This is a genomic window from Sphingopyxis sp. (assembly GCF_035250425.1).
GTDB lineage: Bacteria > Pseudomonadota > Alphaproteobacteria > Sphingomonadales > Sphingomonadaceae > Sphingopyxis.
The window spans coordinates 1-15,116 of the sequence record NZ_DATFFD010000220.1; the positions used below are offsets into that span (position 1 = coordinate 1).

Annotated in this window: 14 protein-coding genes; 3 read left to right on the plus strand and 11 right to left on the minus strand. The window is 64.9% G+C overall.

The window, feature by feature from the left end; all coding sequences use genetic code 11:
* Positions 1-52 precede the first annotated feature (52 nt).
* Entirely contained in the window at positions 53-1,075 is a 1,023-nt protein-coding gene (locus VJ811_RS13145; protein ID WP_324073037.1) for a MipA/OmpV family protein, read from the minus strand.
* Positions 1,076-1,266: 191 nt separating this feature from the next.
* Here VJ811_RS13145 and VJ811_RS13150 point away from each other — a divergent pair, with 191 nt between their 5' ends.
* Together VJ811_RS13150 and dxs are read left to right on the plus strand one after the other, a co-directional pair.
* Complete coding sequence (locus VJ811_RS13150; protein ID WP_324073040.1) at positions 1,267-1,491, plus strand: hypothetical protein; 225 nt, start codon at positions 1,267-1,269, stop codon at positions 1,489-1,491.
* Positions 1,492-1,661: 170 nt separating this feature from the next.
* On the plus strand, positions 1,662-3,590 hold the full coding sequence (gene dxs, locus VJ811_RS13155; protein WP_324073041.1) for a 1-deoxy-D-xylulose-5-phosphate synthase: 1,929 nt from the start codon (positions 1,662-1,664) through the stop codon (positions 3,588-3,590).
* Here the strand turns inward: dxs and VJ811_RS13160 are convergent.
* The 10 genes from VJ811_RS13160 to purE form a co-directional block, all read right to left on the minus strand.
* Entirely contained in the window at positions 3,587-4,090 is a 504-nt protein-coding gene (locus tag VJ811_RS13160; protein ID WP_324073042.1) for a hypothetical protein, read from the minus strand. The genes dxs and VJ811_RS13160 overlap by 4 nt on opposite strands.
* 418 nt (positions 4,091-4,508) lie before the next feature.
* Positions 4,509-4,928 carry a DUF3035 domain-containing protein gene (locus tag VJ811_RS13165; RefSeq protein WP_324073043.1) on the minus strand — a complete coding sequence of 140 codons (420 nt, stop codon included), beginning with the start codon at positions 4,926-4,928 and terminating at the stop codon, positions 4,509-4,511.
* Positions 4,929-4,969: 41 nt separating this feature from the next.
* The gene (gene lspA, locus VJ811_RS13170) at positions 4,970-5,491 is read right to left on the minus strand and encodes a signal peptidase II (protein ID WP_324073044.1); all 522 of its coding nucleotides are present in this window, start codon (positions 5,489-5,491) and stop codon (positions 4,970-4,972) included.
* Entirely contained in the window at positions 5,488-8,547 is a 3,060-nt protein-coding gene (ileS, locus tag VJ811_RS13175) for an isoleucine--tRNA ligase (protein ID WP_324073045.1), read from the minus strand. The genes lspA and ileS overlap by 4 nt, the downstream gene beginning before the upstream one ends.
* Before the next feature lie 71 nt (positions 8,548-8,618).
* On the minus strand, positions 8,619-9,659 hold the full coding sequence (locus VJ811_RS13180; RefSeq protein WP_324073046.1) for a glycerophosphodiester phosphodiesterase family protein: 1,041 nt from the start codon (positions 9,657-9,659) through the stop codon (positions 8,619-8,621).
* A gap of 179 nt (positions 9,660-9,838) precedes the next feature.
* Positions 9,839-10,768 (minus strand): bifunctional riboflavin kinase/FAD synthetase, encoded by a 930-nt coding sequence (locus VJ811_RS13185; protein WP_324073048.1) that lies wholly within the window; start codon positions 10,766-10,768, stop codon positions 9,839-9,841.
* Complete coding sequence (locus VJ811_RS13190; RefSeq protein WP_324073050.1) at positions 10,765-11,994, minus strand: dipeptidase; 1,230 nt, start codon at positions 11,992-11,994, stop codon at positions 10,765-10,767. The genes VJ811_RS13185 and VJ811_RS13190 overlap by 4 nt, the downstream gene beginning before the upstream one ends.
* Positions 11,994-12,491, minus strand: coding sequence for a dihydrofolate reductase (locus VJ811_RS13195; RefSeq protein ID WP_324073052.1), 498 nt, complete (start codon positions 12,489-12,491; stop codon positions 11,994-11,996). Before VJ811_RS13195 ends, VJ811_RS13190 begins: the two co-directional genes overlap by 1 nt.
* Positions 12,488-13,561, minus strand: coding sequence for a 5-(carboxyamino)imidazole ribonucleotide synthase (locus VJ811_RS13200; RefSeq protein WP_324073054.1), 1,074 nt, complete (start codon positions 13,559-13,561; stop codon positions 12,488-12,490). The genes VJ811_RS13195 and VJ811_RS13200 overlap by 4 nt, the downstream gene beginning before the upstream one ends.
* Before the next feature lie 6 nt (positions 13,562-13,567).
* Positions 13,568-14,065 carry a 5-(carboxyamino)imidazole ribonucleotide mutase gene (purE, locus tag VJ811_RS13205; protein ID WP_324073056.1) on the minus strand — a complete coding sequence of 166 codons (498 nt, stop codon included), beginning with the start codon at positions 14,063-14,065 and terminating at the stop codon, positions 13,568-13,570.
* 193 nt (positions 14,066-14,258) lie between these two features.
* Here purE and VJ811_RS13210 point away from each other — a divergent pair, with 193 nt between their 5' ends.
* On the plus strand, positions 14,259-14,903 hold the full coding sequence (locus tag VJ811_RS13210; RefSeq protein ID WP_324073058.1) for a GGDEF domain-containing protein: 645 nt from the start codon (positions 14,259-14,261) through the stop codon (positions 14,901-14,903).
* The last annotated feature ends 213 nt before the right edge of the window (positions 14,904-15,116 follow it).

Here is a 15,116-nt window from a genome sequence, read left to right on the forward strand (position 1 = left end):
CTCCTCCCCGTTCCGGGGAGGAGCTAATACGCCCGCAACCGGTCGAAACCCGTCAGAACTGGTACGCCAGCCCGCCGCCGAAGAGCCACTGGTCGGCGCTGCCGGCGTCCTTGACGATCGGCGAATCGGCGAAGCGCGAAAGGAGGCGGCCATATTGCGCGCCGCCGATCAGCGTGAACCCTTTGCGCAGGTCGCCCGACAGCGCATAGGCGCCCGCGATCCCCAGCGTATATTTGCCCGCGGTCGTCTTGCGCCCGGCGGCGTCATAGACGGGGAGCCCGCTCGCGGCGCTGCCGGCGGGGTCGATGTCGTAATAATAGCGGCCGAAACCCTTGCCGTAGAAATTCACCGACGCCGATACGCCAAGATAGGCGCGCTTCGACAGCGGGGTGCCGTAATCGATCGTCGGTGACGCGGTCCAGCTGCCGTGGCGGCCCGATATGTCCTTCGATGCCGAGAGGCGGAAGCCGATCTGGTCATATTCGCTGGTGATCACCCCGGTGTGGGTGATCCCGGCGTAAAGCCCCATTTCGACCGCCACCTTGCGCTTGCCGAGTGCCGCGACCTGCGGGTCGTCGACCTTGCCGCTGCGGTCGCCGCGCAGGCTGATCGTCGGGCCGAATTTGAAGTCGGTTTTCTGTCCGCGGCGCTGACGGATCAGGTCGACCTGGAAATTGGTGCCGCGCGTCGAGAAGGAGAAGCCGCTGATCCGTCCGCGCAGGTAAAAGGCCGGCAGCGTGCGGCGATCGTCGGAGCCATTATATTGGGGGGTGTTGAGCACGCCCGCGGCGATCGCGAAATAATCGCGCGACCATTTGCGGTCGGGGTTGTCGTCCTGCGGCCGCGCGGGCGGGAGCAGGATATTTTCGTCGAGCTCGTTGTTCTGAAGATAGCGCGCGGGCGGTTCTTCGATGCCGGGCGCGAGACCGGTGTCGGCGCCGTCGGTGAGTTCATAGGGAAGCGGCGCCTCTTCGGCGGCGGCGGCGGGCGCGACGGCGGCGAGGGCGAGCGTGGCGAGCATCGGGATCGAGCGCAGCGGATGGGCCATGCGAACCAATATCGTCAAATCGGGCATCCGCATCCGCATCCTTTTTTTTCCCTTCTGACCGGGGTTTAAGTGATCGACCCGCCATTGCAACGGCTTCGTCTTGCCGAAGAGTGTATTTGGCCGCATGTGCCTTTCATGAACCAACGTCGCTTCGCCGCTTTCATATTCCCCCGCTGTGCGATTGGTTCCCCGCCGGCCGCCCGGCGGGAGCACGCAGCATGAGCCGCGTGCCGCGCCTCATCGGCTATGCCTTCATGGCCGCCGCGGCGATGCTCGCGGCGGTGATGAAGAAGGAGGGCGTCGAGACGGTCGGGCCGTTGCCCGCGGTTGCGGCCCTGCTCTTCCTCGGCATGATCGGGGTGATGTTGGTGTTCACCGACCTGATGGTGCGCGGGCTTTATGCGCAGGTCGATGCCGCCAAGGCGCGCGAGGAGGGGGATTAACTCCCCTCCCGCTTGCGGGAGGGGTTGGGGGAGGGCATGTGGCTTCCCGACACCCTCCCCGCTGCGACTAGCGAACAAGTTCGCGAGTCTCGCTGCCCCTCCCGCAAGCGGGAGGGGATAAGATTGGCTTTTCGTTCGACACTATCTGCGCTTGGCAGTATGACTGCGCGATGACCGACCGTCCGCATACGCCGCTGCTCGACACGGTGGATGTCCCCGCCGACCTCCGCAAGCTGAAGCCCGAAGACCTCCGCCAGTTCGCCGACGAATTGCGCGCCGAGATGATCTCGGCCGTGGGCACGACCGGCGGGCATCTGGGGTCGGGGCTGGGCGTCGTCGAGCTGACCACCGCGCTCCATTATGTGTTCGACACGCCGCGCGACAAGATCGTGTGGGACGTCGGGCACCAATGCTATCCGCACAAGATCATCACCGGGCGCCGCGACCGCATCCGCACCTTGCGCACCGGCGGCGGATTGTCGGGCTTCACCAAGCGCAGCGAGAGCGAATATGATCCGTTCGGCGCGGCGCATAGCTCGACCTCGATCAGCGCCGCCTTGGGCTTTGCGATCGCCAACAAGCTGAAGGACGAGCCCGGCCGCGCGATCGCGGTGATCGGCGACGGGTCGATGTCGGCGGGCATGGCCTATGAGGCGATGAACAATGCCGCCGCGGCGGGCAACCGGCTGATCGTTATTTTGAACGACAACGACATGTCGATCGCGCCGCCGGTGGGCGGACTGTCGGCCTATCTCGCCAAGCTCGTATCGTCGCGGCCATTCATCGAGTTGCGCGAGATCGCGCGGCGCTTTGCGCGCAAGCTGCCCGAGCCGCTGCACAAGGCGGCGAAGAAGACCGACGAGTTCGCGCGCGGCATGGCGATGGGCGGTACTTTGTTCGAGGAACTCGGCTTCTATTATGTCGGGCCGATCGACGGGCATAATCTGGAGCATCTGATCCCGGTGCTGGAGAATGTGCGCGACAGCGACCATGGCCCGGTGCTGATCCACGCGGTGACGATGAAGGGCAAGGGCTATGCCCCCGCCGAGGCGGCGGCCGACAAATATCATGGTGTCCAGAAATTCGACGTGATCACGGGCGAGCAGGCGAAGGCGCCGCCGGGTCCGCCGGCGTACCAGAATGTCTTCGGCGAAACGCTCGCGAAGCTCGCCGACACCGACAAGCGCATTGTCGCGATCACCGCGGCGATGCCGTCGGGGACCGGGGTCGACAAATTCGCCAAGGCGCATCCCGAGCGCAGCTTCGACGTCGGGATCGCCGAACAGCATGCGGTGACCTTTGCCGCCGGGCTCGCGGCGCAGGGGATGCGGCCGTTCGCGGCGATCTATTCGACGTTTTTGCAGCGCGCCTATGATCAGGTCGTGCATGATGTGGCGATCCAGAACCTGCCGGTGCGCTTTGCGATCGACCGCGCGGGGCTCGTCGGCGCCGACGGGTCGACCCACGCCGGTTCGTTCGACGTCACTTATCTGGCGACGCTGCCCAATATGGTGGTGATGGCGGCCGCCGACGAGGCCGAGCTGGTGCATATGACCTATACCGCGGCCGAATATGACTTGGGACCCATCGCTTTCCGCTATCCGCGCGGCAATGGCACCGGGGTGGCGCTGCCCGCGGTTCCGGTGAAGCTGGAGATCGGCAAGGGGCGCGTCGTGCGGTCGGGCAAGGCCGTCGCGATCCTGTCGCTCGGCACGCGATTGGCGGAGGCGCAGAAGGCGGCCGACATATTGGAAGCGCGCGGGCTGTCGACGAGCGTGATCGATTTGCGCTTCGCCAAGCCGCTCGACGAGGAACTCATCCGCAAGACGCTGGCGAACCACGAGGTTTGCGTGACGATCGAGGAAGGCAGCATCGGCGGGCTGGGCGCGCATGTGCTGACGCTCGCGAGCGACGAGGGGCTGATCGACGCGGGGCTGAAGCTGCGCACGATGCGGCTGCCCGATGTCTTCCAGGACCAGGACAAGCCCGAGCTGCAATATGACGAGGCGGGGCTCAACGCGCCGCAGATCGTCGACACGGTGCTGAAGGCGCTGCGGCATAACAGCGCGGGGGTCGAGGAAGCGGGCGCGCGGGCTTAGGCTCTGATCGTTATTTCGATTGCTGCCGGATCGACCCCGAACTTTTTGGCCAGAAGAATTTTCGCCATTTCAATTGTCAGCTCGTTGGTTTCGACAACTTCCTGTTTCTGACGGGGATTGGCGGCTCGGGTCGGTTGCGCCATTGGCTTGAAATCCAAATCCGATTCGTCGATCCCAAGGTCAGCCAGATTTATGTAGCGCACGGGATTGCGCACGCCGTCCCAAGCATCGGGAATCGAAACCTCCGCAAATTCCTCAAAGCGAATGAGCCACCTATATGGTCGATCATTGGCCGGGACGATGTCTCGAATTCTGCCGATCAGGAATGCGGTGCCATGCTCTTCCATTCCTTCGTTGCGCTCGTCGAACCGGTTGCGGGCGCAAATCGCATATTTGCATTTCAATGCTTCTTTACGGGAAAGCCGCCACGAAGACGTGCCGCCGTCTGTTAGCAGCCGCTCTATTCCTTTGAAGGTCAGGACCATGATCGAATCGGCCATCTCGTTTCTCCTTTATATAAATCTGATATAAAATTGATAACGAGTCAATATAAATTGCACTGCCGTCCTCGGCGAGTGCGGAGAAACCGAACCGCCACCGTGCTGAGCTTGTCGAAGCACCGTTCTTGCCTTCCAGCGTCATGGAAGGACGGCCCTTTCGACAAGCTCAGGGCGAACGGTGAGAGAGGGCGTTCTGATTTCCCTTTCTTCGTGTCTTCGTGTCTTTATGCGAAATCTTTCTTCTTAGCGGCGCATGGGAAGGAAAAGAGTTTCGCACAAAGACACGAAGGGTTTCGGGTCCGTACCGTGGTGTGCCGTGCGGCCGTTGCGTCAGGCAAATGAAAAGGGCGGCCGAGGCCGCCCGATTCCTGATCTTTGTGTTCTTCGCGTCTCCGCGCGAACAAATCCTTTGGAAAGCTTACGCCCCCGGGATCGCCGCCGATGCATCACGGCCGTCGCCTTCGGGGGCGGCGAGGATGTCGCGGACGACCAGACCCTTGTCGACCACCTGCGTGTCGGGGCTGCCGACCTGGCTGCGAATGCCGGGGTCGGCGCGGGCGCCGTCGGCGCTGCCGATGATCTGCGTTTCGCTCGCGCTGCGCGCCGACGGGCCGCCGAACAGCGCGCGGAGCGTCTGTTCCGCGGTCGTTTCGCCGCCGGGGCGTGCGGTGCCGGGGGCGGGCGGGGTCAGCGCGAAATCGGGCGGCACGACGAGCGGCGCCTGACGCGACACCATCATTTCGTCGGGGCGGTCGCGGCTGAACAGGCTGTTCGACCCGCAGGCCGAAAGCGTCGTGGCAAGAATCGAGGCGGCCAGGATGGCGGTGGTCCGGTTCACTCTAAAATACTCCTATGCGCCCCGTTTATTCGGCGCCCCAATTAATCGACGGAAGGCTTGGCGCCCGTGCTCTCGGCCTTTTCGCCCAAGAGCAGCGCGCGCGCAACCAGCAAAAGCACGCCGATGGTGATGCAGGCATCGGCGACGTTGAAGATCATGAAGGGGCGGAAGGTGCCGAAATGCAGGTCGGCGAAGTCGACGACATAGCCGAAGCGCACGCGATCGACGATATTGCCGAGCGCGCCGCCGAGGATCATCGCGAGCGCGATCACGTCGCCCTTCGCCTGCTCGCGCGTCATCCAGAAGGCGACCGCGGCGGCGACGATCCCCGTCACCGCGACGAGAGTCCAGCGCGTCGTGTCAGTGCAACTGGCGAACATCGACAGCGAAATGCCGCAATTTTCCGCCCAGGTCAGGTTGAAGAAGCTCGCGAGTTCGATCTGCCCCTTCGGTTCCAGCGACAAGGGGACGGTGACGACCCATTTGGTGACCTGGTCGAAGATGAAGGCGAGGGCCGCGAAAATCAGGCCGAAGCGCAGGTGCGGCGAACGTTGGCTGCTCATGCTGCGTCCAATACCGTGTCGCAGCGATTGCACAAGCTACCGTCCTCGGTGACTTCGGGCAGGTGGCGCCAGCAGCGGCCGCATTTGTGGTCGGTGGTGGGGGTGACCAAGATGGAATGCCCCGATTCCGGATACAGGCGAAATGCCGATTCAGCCCAATTCGATTTTGCTTCTTCCAGCGAAACCAAGTTCACGGATGCGCAGATTCCAACCTCGGCGAAATCTATGCCGCGCAGTAGCAGTTCGAGGCCATCGTGAGCGATCAAATACACTTGGGCTTCAAGGCTAGACCGGATGATTTTGTCGCGGCGCAACGGTTCGATGGCTTCATTGATCTCCTGCCGCAAAGCGCGAAGCTGTGACCAGCGTTCGACCAATTCCGTATTCCCGCGAAGGCGGGAATCCAGAGCGACGTCGGCCGATGCCTGCTCTGGACCCCGGCCTTCGCCGGGGTGCAAGAGGGTTTCGAGGTTCGGCCACTCCAGCAGATGCACGCTGCCCGCATCGGGATAGCGCGTGCCCCACACCTCTTCGCTGGTGAATACCAGCACCGGCGCTGCGTAGCGCACCAGCGCGTGGAACAATATGTCGAGCACGCTGCGGTATGCGCGGCGGGTGTCGGTGCCGAGCGGCGCGGCGGGGCCGAGGTCGCAGTAGAGGACGTCCTTGCGGATATCGAAATAGAAGGCCGAAAGGTCCTCGTTGCAGAAATCGGCGAGCAGGCGCGTGTATGTATTATAGTCGAAATCATCGACCGCCTGCGCCATCTTCGCGTCGAGATCGGCGAGCAGCGAGAGCATATAGCGTTCGAGTTCGGGCATCGCGGCGACGTCGGTGACGCGTTCCTCTTCGCCGAACCCGTCGAGCGCGCCGAGTAGGTAGCGGAAGGTGTTGCGCAGCTTGCGATACTGGTCGGCGACGCCCTTGAGGATCTCGTCGCCGATGCGGTGATCCTCGGTGAAGTCGACGCTCAGCGCCCACAGGCGGATGATGTCGGCGCCGTTGGTTTGCATCACCTTGACGGGATCGGTCGTGTTGCCGAGCGACTTCGACTGTTTGAAGCCCTTGCTGTCCATGGTGAAGCCGTGGGTCAGCACCGCCTTATACGGCGCCTGTCCGCGCGTGCCGCAGCTTTCGAGCAAGGACGACTGGAACCAGCCGCGATGCTGGTCGCTGCCTTCGAGGTAAAGGTCGGCGCTGTGGGTGCCGCCGTCGTGGCGGACGAGCGCGGGCCAGCGGCCGCTTTCGAGGACGAAGGCGTGGGTGCAGCCCGAATCGAACCAGACGTCGAGGATGTCGACGATGCGTTCGTAATCGGCGACGTCATAGGCGTCGCCGAGATATTCCTGCGCGCGCGCGTCGTTCCATGCGTCGACGCCGCCCGCCTTCACCGCCGCGACGATGCGGTCATTGACGATCGGGTCGTTCAGATATTGCCCGGTCTTGCGGTCGACGAAGAGCGTAATCGGCACGCCCCATGCGCGCTGGCGGCTGAGCACCCAGTCGGGGCGGTCCTTGACCATCGACCCGATGCGGTTGCGGCCCTTTTCGGGGACGAAGCGCGTGCGCTCGATCGCGTGCATCGCGGCCTCGCGCAGCGTCGGGGCGGCGCACAGCCCTTCTTCGGCGGGGTTGATCGCGCCGCCTTCGCTTTCCCAGCGCTGCTCGCGCGGCGCCTTGGGCTCGATATGCGTCATCACCCGGTCCATCGGCACGAACCATTGCGGGGTGCAGCGATAGATGACCTTTGCCTTCGAGCGCCAGCTGTGCGGATAGCTGTGCTTGTAGTCGGCGCTGGCTGCGAGCAGGCCGCCGGCTTCGCGCAGGTCGGTGCAGATCGGGCCATCGGGGGCGTTGAATTTCGGGTTGATGACCGAGCCTTGGCCGCCGAGCCAGCCCCAATCTTCGCGATATTTGCCGTCGCCCTCGACCGCGAACACGGGGTCGATGCCGTTCGCCTTGCAGAGGTCGAAGTCGTCCTCGCCATGGTCGGGCGACATATGGACGAGCCCGGTGCCACTGTCGGTGGTGACGAAATCACCCGCAAGGAAGGGGCGCGGGCGCGCGAAGAAGCCGCCGAGCGCGTGCATCGGGTGGCGGGCGATGGTGCCGGCTAGGTCGGCGCCTTTGTAGATCGTTACCTTGGTCGCGCCACTTGGAGGTGCGTCACTGCCTCGTTCATTGGCTCCGGTGCGCAGCGATAGTCCGTAGCAGAGGTCCTCGGCGACCAGATATCTGCGGTCGCCGTGATGGACCAAAACATATTCAATGTCGGGTCCATAAGCGATCGCCTGATTGACAGGAATGGTCCAAGGCGTCGTTGTCCAGATGAGTGCGTATGCACCCACCAGCTCCGCGATCGGGCTCTCGACGATCTCGAACGCGACGTCGATCTGGGTCGAGACGATATCTTCATATTCGATCTCGGCCTCGGCGAGCGCGGTCTTTTCGACTGGGGACCACATCACCGGCTTGGCGCCGCGATAGAGCATGTCGTTGGCGGCGAATTTGAGCAGTTCGCGGACGATGGTGGCTTCGGCCGCATAATCCATCGTCAGATAGGGATGATCCCAGTCGCCGCCGATGCCGAGGCGCTTCAGCTGCTCGCGCTGGGTGTCGACCCAATGCTGCGCATAGGCGCGGCATTCGGCGCGGAATTCCTCGACCGGAACCTCGTCCTTGTTGAGCTTTTTCTTGCGATATTGCTCCTCGACCTTCCACTCGATCGGCAGGCCGTGGCAATCCCAGCCGGGAACATAGGGCGCATCCTTGCCCTTCAGCGTCTGGGTGCGGACGACCATGTCCTTCAGGATATGGTTGAGCGCATGGCCGATGTGCATGTCGCCATTGGCGTAGGGCGGGCCGTCGTGGAGGATGAACTGATCGCGGCCCTTGCGGCTTTCGCGAATCTGGCCTTCGAGACCCGCCTCGAGCCATTTGGCGAGAATCAGCGGTTCCTTCTGCGGCAGGCCGGCTTTCATCGGAAAGTCGGTCTTGGGCAGGAAGACGGTGTCGCGATAATCGCGCTGTTCGGCGGGGGCGGGCGTGTCGGTCATGGTGCGGGCGCTTAGCGCAGATTCGCGTGCGCGCAAACAGCGGTTTCCCTCTCCCCTTGCGGGAGAGGGATTTACCTTTGCCGCGGGCGCAGCGCTGGCCCCAGATTGTAGATGTCGTCGATCCACACATAGCCGGTGAAGCTGGCGGGCACCCTGGTGAGCTGGTTCACCTTCGACAGCCCCGTGCCGCCCGTTTCGTCGCCGCGCGGGCCGGTGAGGAGGACGCGCGTGCCGTGCTTTGCGGCGCGATCCTGCAGGCGGTCGGGCCAGCCCCAATAGGCCCATTGCGCGTCGAGCGGCACCATGATCGTGCCGCCAACGCAGCTTGGCGGATACCAGCCCGACCAGCCATATTTGATATAATCGGTCGTGCAGCGCTTCGCGGCGTCGGGGTCCATCGCCCATGCCTTCGGCGCTTTGGCGCGGACCACGTCCATCAGGCGCGCGTCGCCGAAAAAGCCGAAGCGCGGTTGGTTCGGGTCGATACCGGCGCGCGCGAAAGCGGCGAGGACGAGTTCGGCCTCCTTTGGATCGCGCGACTTGAAGTTGATCAGGAGCGAGGCGTGACCGATTGCGCCGAGCACTTCGTCGAGGCTGGGCATCAGGCCGACGCCCTTGCCGCGCAGCGGGAAGGTCTGACCGCCATCGGCGGTGTAGCCATAGCCGATGTCGAGCGCCTTCAATTCGGCCATCGTGCGGTCGCGGATCGGCCCGGTGCCGTCGGTGCGGCAATCGAGCGTCCAATCGTGGAAGACCGCGACCTGTCCGTCCTTCGTGCCTGCGACGTCGAACTTGACCATACCCGCGTCGCGGCCGATCGCCGCCTTCATCGAGGGCAGGCTGTTTTCGATATAGTCATGCTCGGGCGGGCGGATGCGCGTGGCGGTGCAGGTTTCGTCGGTGACGCCTGTGTGATCGAACAGCTGCGACACGCCGCGATGCGCGATCAGCACGCGCTTGCCGGCGGGGTCGGGGGCGAGCCAGCTGGCGTTGCTGAGGGTGAACCAGGCGACAATGACGGCGAACACCCAGAGCAGGATTTTCGTGCGCCGTTTCATCGGCTTTTTTGGTGGGCCTTCGAGCGCGGAGGCCCAGTCGTCGGTGTCGGTCATCATCCCCCCTTACTCCCTCTCCCCTTGCGGGAGAGGGCAGTGAGACTTGCGAGCTTGCTCGCTAGTCGCAGCGGGAGAGGGGTGTGCCCTATCGAAACGGCGCTGCCCCCTCTCCCAGCTCCAGCTAGGCAGCAAGCTGCCAAGCTTTCGCAACCCTCTCCCGCAAGGGGAGAGGGGAATTAAATGTGCGCAAGCAACTCTTTCGCGCGATCGCAATCCGCCGCGATCTGCGCCATCAGCGTGTCCATATCGTCGAATTTCGCCTCGGGCCGGATGAAGGCGTGGAAGGCGATGTCGATTTCCTGCCCGTAGAGGTCTTCGGCGAAGTCGAAGAAATGCGGTTCGAGCAATTCCTTGGGCGGGTCGAAGCTCGGGCGGATGCCGAGGTTCGCGGCGCCCTTGAGAACGCGGCCGTCGGGGAGCTTTCCGGTGACGGCGTAGATGCCGTAACGCGGGCGCAGATATTGGCCCATTTCGAGGTTCGCGGTCGGGAAGCCGAGGAGCCGGCCATTCTTGTCGCCGTGCTGGACGATATTGCGCACCGTGAAGGGGCGGGTGAGGAGGCGCGTGGCGGCGGCGCAGTCGCCCGCCTGCAGCGCCTCGCGGATGCGGCTCGACGAGACGACTTCCTCGGCGTCGTCGACGGGGGCGACCATCTCGGTGAAGAAGCCGAGGCGGCGGGCATGGTCGGCGAGCGTCACGACATTGCCGCCGCGGCCCTTGCCGAAAACGAAGTCGGCGCCGGTGACGACGCCCGCGGCACCGTAGCGATCCAGCAGCAGTTCGGTGATGAAATCCTCGGCGCTCGTGCCTGCAAGCGTGGCGTCGAAGGGGAGGACGAGCATCGCGTCGGCGCCGGCGGCGCTGAACAGTTCCTGCCTTTGATCGAGCGTGGTGAGGCGGAAGGGCGGGACATCGGGTTTGAAGAAGCGCACCGGATGCGGGTCGAAGGTCGCGACGATCGCGGGGCGGCCGTCGTCCTTCGCATGATGCACCGCGCGGCCGACGACCGCCTGATGCCCGGCGTGGAAGCCGTCGAAATTGCCGAGCGCGATCACCCCGCCGCGCAAGGGCTCTTCGATGCGGTTGTGGCCGTCGAGGCGGATCATGGGGCTGGGGGCGTGAGCGGGACAAGGCCCGCCTTGAGCACGCGAACCGCGTTGCCGCCCATCGCGGCGCGAATCTCGTCGTCGCTGAAGCCCGCGTCGATCAGCGCCTGCGTCACCTGCACCAGCTTCGACGTGTCGAAGCGCACCGTCGTCGCGCCGTCATAGTCGCTGCCGAGCGCGACATGCTGGATACCGACGAGGTCGCGGACATGCTTCATCGCCTTCGCTATGCTCGCGGGCGAGGTGTCGCAGACCGCGGCGTCCCAATAGCCGATGCCGATCAGCCCGCCCGTTGCCGCGACCCCGCGGATCTGCTCGTCGCTGAGGTTGCGGTTGACCTTGCACGTCGCCTGCACGCCGCCGTGGCTGGAGACGACGGGGCGGCGCGCGATCTTCAAGATGTCGGCGACGCACGCGTTCGAACAATGCGCGATGTCGACGATCATGCCCTTCGCCTCCATCGTTTCGACGACCTGCCGGCCGAGCGGGGTGAGCCCGCCCTTCTTGAGGCCGTGCATCGAACCCGCGAGATCATTGTCGAAAAAATGGGTGAGCCCCGCCATGCGGAACCCCGCGGCGTAGAGCTTGTCCAGGTTGGCGAGCTTGCCTTCGAGGCCGTGGAGTCCCTCGACGCTGAGCATGACGCCACGGGGAAAAGGATGGTCGGGCAGAAGCCCGTTCTTCGGATCGCGCAACCGGGCTAGTTCCTCGATCCCGGCAGCGTCGGTTTCGAGAACCCAAGTCGTCAGATTGCGGTCTTTCAGCTCGGCCTCGTGCCGCTCGGCTAAGGCTCGTTTCAGCTTTTCAGCGTGCCAGAGCGAGCGTTCGAGCAGCGAGTTCCATGTCCGCACCGGCTGGAGCTGCGCGATCACGAGGCCGGTGATATTGTCGGTGTCGGCGCCGTTCGCGTCGTAATTCTGGCCCTTGGGCGACTTGGTCGTGCTCGCGAGGATTTGGAGCGCGACGTTGCCGTCCTCGAGCCGCGGCAGGTCCATATGGCCGCGATCGGCGCGGTCGAGAATGTTGCGTTTCCAGAGCAAGGTGTCGCTGTGGAGGTCGACGATCGTCAGCGTCCGGTGCAGCGTCCTGGCGCGTTCGCTGACCGTCGGCAGCGGCTTGCCGTCGATCTGGTTCATCCCACGCTCGAGCATGCCGGGAGCAATCGCGAAAAAGGCAAGCGCCGCGACCGCGACGACGAGCAGGATGCCGATGAGCCAGCGGCGCATCAGGGCTTTTTCCGCACCAGGGTGACGAAACTGTATGCCGGACGGCCGGCGTCGTCGGCGGGATGATCTTCGCGCGCCGCCTCGTGCCAGTCGGCGGCGGCGGGATAGTCGATGATCGCGTCGCCCGCGGGTTCGAGGGCGACTTCGGTCAGCTCGATGCGGTCGGCTAGCGGCAAGAAGAGGCGGTAGATTTCGGCGCCGCCGATGACCATGACATGCGGCGCGTTGGCAAGCTTCAGTGCGTCCTCGATCGTTGCCACCGGCTCGGCGCCCTCGTCCTGCCAGTCGGGATCGCGGGTGAGGACGATGTGGCGGCGGCCTTCGAGGATGGCGGGCAGGCTGTCGAAGGTCTTGCGCCCCATGATCATCGGGCGGCCCATCGTGATCTGTTTGAAGCGGCGAAGGTCGGCGGGCAGGTGCCACGCCATCTTGCCGCCGGCGCCGATCACGCCGTTGGCGGCGCGCGCGAGGACGAGGGTGATTTCGGGATGATTCATGTGGGAGACGTTCCAACCCAGGTTGCATGGCCGAGCTTGCGGCCGTCGCGGACCTCGGCCTTGCCATAATGATGGACGTGGCACGCGGGGTCGGCGAGCAGGTCGGGCACCGTCTCGATCCCGCCGCCGATGAGGTTGTGCATCACGACGGGCAGCGCCGCGGTGGCGGTGCTGCCGAGCGGCAGGCCGGCGACGGCGCGGATGTGATTTTCGAACTGGCTGACCACCGCGCCCTCGATCGTCCAATGGCCGCTGTTATGGACGCGCGGCGCCATCTCGTTGAAGACGGGGCCGTCGTCGGTAGCGAAAAACTCGCCGGTGAGGACGCCGACATAGTCGAGCTCCTCGGCGATCTTTGCCATCAGCGCGCGCGCTTCGTCCTGCTGGTCGAGCACGGCTTGCGGCGGCGGCAGGGTCGAGGTCGCGAGGATGCCGCCTTCGTGGACGTTGACGGGCGAGTCCCAGAAACGGACCTCGCCGTCGATGCCGCGCACCAGGATGACCGAAAATTCATGCGCGAAGGTCACGAAACCTTCGAGCACCGCCGCGTGGCGTCCGATACCGTCCCATGCGGCGTCGGCGTCGGCGGCGGTCATGATGCGCGCCTGCCCCTTGCCGTCATAGCCCATGCGGACGGTCTTGAGGATCGCCGGGGCGCCGATCTGTTCGAGCGCGGCATCGAGCGCCGCGCGGTCCGGCACCGCCGCAAAAGGCGCGGGGCGGCCGCCTAGCCCGGCAACGAAATTTTTTTCGGTCAGGCGGTCCTGCGCGATTTCGAGCCCGGCGGCGCCGGGGCGCACCGCGACATGGCCTGAGAGGAAACGCACCGTGTCGACGGGCACATTTTCGAATTCATAGGTGACGACGTCGCACGCTGCGGCAAAGGCGGCGAGGCGCGGTTCGTCGTCCCACGCGGCCTGGCTGTGGTGCGCGGTGACTTCGGCGGCGACGCTTGTCGCGTCGGGGGCATAGATGTGGACGCGGTAGCCGAGCTGCGCCGCCGCGACGGCGAGCATGCGCCCGAGCTGGCCGCCGCCCAAGATGCCGATCGTCGAACCGGGGGAGAGCACCGGGGATCAGCCCTCGCGCACGGGGGTGGGGGCGACGCCGTTCGTCTGTGCTTCGCGCCAGGCGTCGAGTTTTTGTGCCAGATCGGCATCATTGTTCGCGAGCAGCGCGACGGCGAAGAGGCCGGCGTTGGTCGCGCCCGCCTTGCCGATCGCAAAGGTCGCGACGGGAATGCCGCCGGGCATCTGGACGATCGAATAGAGGCTGTCGACGCCGCTGAGTGCCGCCGACTGGACAGGGACGCCGAGCACCGGGACGCGCGTCATCGATGCGACCATGCCGGGCAGGTGTGCGGCGCCGCCGGCGCCCGCGATGATCGCCTTGAGTCCGCGGTCTTCCGCGCTTTTGGCATAGTTTACAAGGCGGTCGGGGGTGCGGTGCGCCGAGACGATATGCACCTCGTGCGCGATGCCGAACTCTTCGAGGATCTGGACCGCGTGCGCCATCGTCGGCCAGTCCGACTGGCTGCCCATGATGACGCCGACTTGCGGGGCCGTATCGCCCATTCCATCCCTCCTGCCCGGCCTTCATCGCGCATGAATCGCCGCCGATCCCCCCTAGCGACTGCTTTGCGTGCGGGCAACGCCGCGCGATTGATGCCATCGCGTTTACCGATTGGTATCAAGTCGGGACTAGGGTCGCCGCTCAATATCCGTCGGCATTCGGCCGGGGGGCGTGGGTAGGTTTCGGGGACGTTGAATGGATAGCGTAGGGGGGGCACGGATCGCGGTCGACCAGTTCGGCACCGTTTCCGTAGACTCCATCGAGGACCAGCTGCGTGAAATACGCCGGGAACGCGACGCATTGCGCCGCGAGAACCGCGTGTTGAAGATCGCTGTCGCCGAGCTAGAGCGCGTGTCCGAGCGCGATACACTGACGCCCTTGTTCAATCGCCGCTATTTCCTGACCGCGATCCACCACCGCATGGCGCGGTTCGAGCGGCACGCCGAACGCGCCGCGGTTGTCTTTATCGACGTCAACCAGCTCAAATATATCAACGACAATTTCGGCCATGCTGCGGGCGACTTCGCACTTTTGGAGATCGCCAAGCGGCTTGCGGGCTCGATCCGCGCGACCGACGTCGCGGCGCGCATCGGCGGCGACGAATTCGGGCTGATCCTCGACCAGTCGAGCGAGGAGGGGGCGCGCGTGCAGGTCAACCGGCTCTGCGACGTGCTGACCGCCGCGCCCGCCGAATATGACGGGCACCAGATCGCGCTGTCGGCGTGCTTCGGCGTCGCGATGTTGCAGACGGGGATGACCGAATCGGACATTTTGGCCGCCGCGGACCGCGATATGTATCGCAGCAAGCAGGGGCTGGGCGGGCTGCCCGGGCATAGATAGCCACCGCTAACGGCGCGTTAACCAAAAAGGCGCATCGTCCCCATGACGACAGGGGGGTAAGATGCGAAACCAGACCGACCCATATCTCGACATCCAGAACCGGATCACCGGACAGATCGGAGCGCTGGCCGAAGCGCTGCCGCACTGCGCGCTGGCGCAGATCGTGCAGGGGATCGACGATATCCGCTGCCTCGCGCGCGACAATGGTTTTGC

Coding starts and splice junctions, on each gene's coding strand:
- VJ811_RS13190 (WP_324073050.1), bottom strand. CDS start 11,994: ATGCGCCGCTGGCTCATCGGCATCCTGCTCGTCGTCGCGGTCGCGGCG.
- VJ811_RS13150 (WP_324073040.1), top strand. CDS start 1,267: ATGAGCCGCGTGCCGCGCCTCATCGGCTATGCCTTCATGGCCGCCGCG.
- VJ811_RS13145 (WP_324073037.1), bottom strand. CDS start 1,075: ATGCCCGATTTGACGATATTGGTTCGCATGGCCCATCCGCTGCGCTCG.
- lspA (WP_324073044.1), bottom strand. CDS start 5,491: ATGAGCAGCCAACGTTCGCCGCACCTGCGCTTCGGCCTGATTTTCGCG.
- ileS (WP_324073045.1), bottom strand. CDS start 8,547: ATGACCGACACGCCCGCCCCCGCCGAACAGCGCGATTATCGCGACACC.
- purE (WP_324073056.1), bottom strand. CDS start 14,065: ATGGGCGATACGGCCCCGCAAGTCGGCGTCATCATGGGCAGCCAGTCG.
- VJ811_RS13160 (WP_324073042.1), bottom strand. CDS start 4,090: ATGGCCGATTCGATCATGGTCCTGACCTTCAAAGGAATAGAGCGGCTG.
- dxs (WP_324073041.1), top strand. CDS start 1,662: ATGACCGACCGTCCGCATACGCCGCTGCTCGACACGGTGGATGTCCCC.
- VJ811_RS13185 (WP_324073048.1), bottom strand. CDS start 10,768: ATGATCCGCCTCGACGGCCACAACCGCATCGAAGAGCCCTTGCGCGGC.
- VJ811_RS13180 (WP_324073046.1), bottom strand. CDS start 9,659: ATGACCGACACCGACGACTGGGCCTCCGCGCTCGAAGGCCCACCAAAA.
- VJ811_RS13210 (WP_324073058.1), top strand. CDS start 14,259: ATGGATAGCGTAGGGGGGGCACGGATCGCGGTCGACCAGTTCGGCACC.
- VJ811_RS13195 (WP_324073052.1), bottom strand. CDS start 12,491: ATGAATCATCCCGAAATCACCCTCGTCCTCGCGCGCGCCGCCAACGGC.